General features: G+C 66.3%; 1 protein-coding gene. It reads left to right on the top strand.

The window, feature by feature from the left end:
- On the top strand, window positions 1-4,158 hold a 4,158-nt coding region (locus tag Q1W26_RS02990; protein ID WP_300435676.1), incomplete at both ends, for a cadherin domain-containing protein.

Genomic DNA, 4,158 nt, shown 5'->3' with positions numbered 1-4,158 from the left:
CGAGAACGCTGCTGCGACGGCGGTGGACAGCGGCCTGACCGTCTCCGACGTGGACACCGCCACACTCACCAGCGCCACGGTCAGCATTACCGGCGGCTTTGTCACTGGCCAGGACGTACTGGCCTTCACCGACCAGAACGGCATCACCGGCAGCTGGAACGCTGGCACCGGCGTGCTGACACTCAGCGGCAGTGCTACGCTGGCCAACTACCAGAGCGCGCTGCGGAGCATCACTTACGTCAACACCTCGGACAACCCAAGCACCACAACACGCACGGTTTCCTTCGTCACCAGCGACGGCAGCACCAGCAGCGCCGCCGCCACGCGCGACATCACCATCACCGCCATCAATGACGCCCCCGTCGTGACCACTACCAGCAGCACACTGGCCTACACGGAGAACGCTGCTGCGACGGCGGTGGACAGCGGCCTGACGGTGTCCGACGTGGACACCGCCACCTTGGCCAGTGCCACGGTCAGCATCACCGCCGGCTTCGTCAGTGGCGAGGATGTACTGTCATTCACCAACCAGAACGGCATCACCGGCAGCTGGAATGCTGGCACCGGCGTGCTGACACTCACCGGCAGCGCCACGCTGGCTAATTACCAGACGGCGCTGCGCAGCGTCACCTACCTGAACAGCTCGGATAATCCGAGCACGGCCACGCGCACGGTTTCCTTCGTCACCAGCGACGGCAGCGCGAGCAGCGCCGCCGCTACCCGCGACATCACCGTCACCGCCATCAACGACGCCCCGGTTTTCACGGGCCTGGACGGCGCGCCGACTTACACCTCTGGCCGCGATCCGGTGGTGCTGGATGGCGACGTGCAGGTTTTCGATGCCGAACTCTCGCAGGCGAACTTTGACGGCGTCACGCTGCTGCTGCAACGGAGCGGCGGCGCCAATGGGCAGGACGTTTTCAGTGCCACCGGAACGCTGAGTTTCAGCGGTGGCACCGTCAGCGTCGGCGCTACGGCCGTCGGCAGCGTGACAACGAACAGTGCCGGCACGCTGCGCCTGACTTTCAATGCCGATGCCACCAATGCACTCGTCAATTCGGCGCTGCAGCAGATTGCCTACAGCAACAGCGGAAGCCAGGCCGGCAGCGTGCAGATCGACTGGACCCTCAGCGACGGCAACACCGGCGCGCAAGGTGCGGGCGGGGCGCTTGGCGCAGGCGGCAGCGTGAGCGTAAGCCTTTTGAGCCCGCCGGGAATCACCGTCAGCGCCATCAGCGGCGCCACCACCGAAGCCGGTGGTACGGCCAGCTTCACCGTGGTGCTGGACGCTTTGCCCACCGGCGACGTGACCATCGCGGTGAGTAGCAGCAACCCGCAGGAAGGCACGGTAAGCACGTCGCTGCTGAGCTTCACGGCCGCCAACTGGAGCGTCGCACAGACCGTTACGATCACCGGCATTGACGACACCGTTGTCGACGGCAATCGGGCCTACACCGTGGTGCTGGGCGCCGCGAGCAGTACCGACGCCGCCTACAACGGCGTCAAGCCCGCAGACGTGGTGGTGACAAACAGCGACAACGACACCCAGAGCACGATCGTCGTCACGACCGCGAGTGACGCTGCCGATGCAATCGACGGTGACACGTCCAGTCTTTACGCGCTGCTGCAGAACAAGGGCAGCGACGGCCTCATCAGCCTGCGCGAGGCGATCATCGCGGCCAACAACAGCACCAACGGCAGCGGCGGGGCCGACCGCATCCTCTTTGGGATTGCCGGCACCGGCGAACACCTGATCAACCTTGCGGCGGCGCTGCCAGCGGTCACCGATGCCGTCATCCTCGACGCCAGCACCGACGACAGCTTTGCTGCCAACGGCAACAAGCCGGCGCTTGTGCTCGATGGCAACAATCTCACCGCCTCGGGCCTGGAGCTGACGGCCAGCGCCGACGGCAGCACGATCCGCGGCCTTGTGATCCGCGATTTCGACGGCTCGGGCATCGTTGTTCAGGCCGGCTCCGACGGCAACACCATCGCCGGCAACTACATCGGCCGGCTCAACCCGGCCGGCGACGACGCCGGTGCGTCCGAAGCCAACACCCAGTACGGCGTTTATATCGCCGGTGCAAACAACACCGTGGGCGGCCCGGCTGCGGCGGACGGCAACCTCATCTCCGGCAACCTGCTCAACGGCGTGCATCTGGCGGGTGCCGCTGCCACGGGCAACACCATTCAGGGCAACCGCATCGGCACCAATGCCGCCGGCAGCGCGGCCATCGGAAACCAGCAGGACGGCATCTATGTCCAGCTCGGCGCCGCATCGACCGCGGTGGTGGACAACCTTATCGCGGGCAACGTGGACGACGGCATCGAAATCGTCGACGCGAGCAGCGGCAACCTGATCCGCGGCAACACCATCGGCCTGGGCGCCGACGGCAGCCAGGTGATCGGCAACGGCGACAACGGCATTGTTTTCTACAACGGCGTGAGCGGCTCCATGATCGGCGGCACCACGCCGGCCGAGCGCAACGTGATTTCGGGCAACACCGGCAGCGCCATCGTCATCGACGGCGCAGGCGGCACCACCACCACGGGCAACACCGTGGCCGGCAACCTGATCGGCACCGACAGCACCGGGCTGCTGGATCGGGGCAACGGCGCCACGGGGGTCGTGCTCAAATCCGGTGCCGCGGCCACCACCGTTGGTGGAAGCATCGCGGGCGCCGGCAACGTGATCGCCGGCAACCTGATCGGCATCCTCATCGATGGCGAAACCACCGACGCCAGCGTCATCCAGGGCAACCGCATCGGCGTGGGCCTGGACGGGAGCACGGCCATCGGCAATACCGGCGATGGCGTGCGCATCGCAAACGGAGCCGACGATACCCTGATCGGCGGCACGACGGCCGCTGCGGGCAACATCATCGCCAACCACACCGGCAGCGGCATCAACATCGCCAGCGCCGATTCGACGGGCAATGTGCTGCTTGGCAACCGGATATCTGCCAGCGGAGCGCTCGGCATCGACCTGGGCAACGACGGGATTAGCTCCAACGACACGGGCGATGCCGACACCGGCGCAAACAATCGTCAGAACGCCCCTGTGCTGACTTCCGCGCTGACCAGCGGCACCGACATCATTCTTGCCGGCACGCTGAACAGCGTGGCCAGCACCCATTTCCGTATCGAATTCTTTGCCAGCGCCAGCCCGAATCTGTCCGGCTACGGTGAGGGGCAGATCTACCTCGGTTCTGTCGACGTCCTCACCGATGCCAGCGGCGACGCCAGCTACAACCCGACATTCAGCGTGGCGGTGCCGACCGGCCATGTCGTCTCTGCCACCGCCACGCGGCTCACCAGCGGCCTCGACGCCGTTGAAACCTCCGAGTTTTCCGTGAGCATCTTCACCAACGTACCGGTGATCACCAGTGATGGCGGCGGCAGCACCGCAGCGGTAATCGTGGCCGAAAACACCACGCTTGCAACCACCGTTACCGCCACCGACCCTGACGGCGCCGCCCAGAACCTGAGCTTCACCCTTTCATCGGGCGCCGACAAAGCCCTGTTCGCCATCGACGCGTCGACCGGCGTGCTGAGTTTCCTCGCAGCCCCCAATTACGAAACCCCGCTCGACGCCAACGGCGACAACATCTACGAAGTTGTCGTGCAGGTGGCAGACGGAACCGGCGCCGTCGACCTTCAGGCCATCGCGGTCACCGTCACCCCGGTGAACGAAACCCCGCCGACGATCACCAGCAGCGCCAGCGCAGCCGTCGCAGAAAACACCACCGCGGTCCTGACGGTAACCGCCACCGACCCCGACCGACCCGCCGCAAGCCTGAGCTACCGCCTCGCCGGCGGTGCCGACGCCGCGCTGTTCGCCATCGACGCGTCAACCGGCGCGCTGAGTTTTATCACCGCCCCCGACTACGAAACCCCGCTCGATGCCGGTGGCGACAATGTTTACGACGTGACAGTCGAAGTCACCGACGGCGACTTCAGCTCCAGCCAGGCGCTGGCGGTCACCGTTACCCCGGTGAACGAAACCCCGCCGACGATCACCAGCAGCGCCAGCGCCGCCGTCGCAGAAAACACCACCGCGGTCCTGACACTTACCGCCACCGACCCCGACCGGCCCGCCGCGAACCTGAGCTACCGCCTCGCCGGCGGTGCCGACGCCGCGCTGTTCGCGATCGACGC

Source organism: Zoogloea sp. (assembly GCF_030157465.1).
Lineage (GTDB): Bacteria > Pseudomonadota > Gammaproteobacteria > Burkholderiales > Rhodocyclaceae > Zoogloea.
This window is presented reverse-complemented; position numbering and strand designations above follow the sequence as displayed.